1 protein-coding gene is annotated in these 501 nt (G+C 53.9%); it reads left to right on the top strand.

The features are described 5' to 3' along the window. Positions 1-501, top strand: a 501-nt coding sequence (locus EDM56_RS30935; RefSeq protein WP_148040447.1) for a sigma 54-interacting transcriptional regulator, incomplete at both ends; no start/stop codon positions are given.

The following is a 501-nucleotide window of genomic DNA, read 5'->3' as shown; positions in this document are numbered from 1 at the left end:
CTACAAGCATGCTTTCGTGCGGGTCAATTGCGCTTCCTTGCCGGACAACTTGCTGGAAAGCGAGCTATTTGGCCATGAAAAAGGCTCGTTCACCGGCGCGACGCAGCAGCGGATCGGCCGTTTTGAGCTGGCGCATCAAGGGACGCTGTTTCTCGATGAGATCGGCGAGATGAGTCTATCAACGCAAGCGAAGGTGCTGCGCGCCATCCAGCATCAGGAATTCGAGCGGCTCGGCGGCACCAAAACGATCAAAGTCGACACGCGGATTCTATGCGCGACCAATGTTAATTTGTACAAAGCGGTGCAGGAGGGTAAATTCCGCGAAGACCTGTACTACCGCCTGAATGTGATTGCGATTCAGACCATCCCACTTCGCGAGCTGAAAGAAGACATCCCGCTCATGGTCAATCACTTCCTGAAAAAAATCAACGAAAAATTCGTCAGCGACATCAGCGGGCTAACTCCGGCTGCCTTCGATGCCTTGCTCGCCTATGATTGGCC

The sequence above is a fragment of the Brevibacillus fluminis genome, from assembly GCF_003710825.1.
GTDB lineage: Bacteria > Bacillota > Bacilli > Brevibacillales > Brevibacillaceae > Brevibacillus_D > Brevibacillus_D fluminis.
Note: the sequence above shows the minus strand (reverse complement) of the source record. Positions and strands in the feature narration are given on the sequence as shown.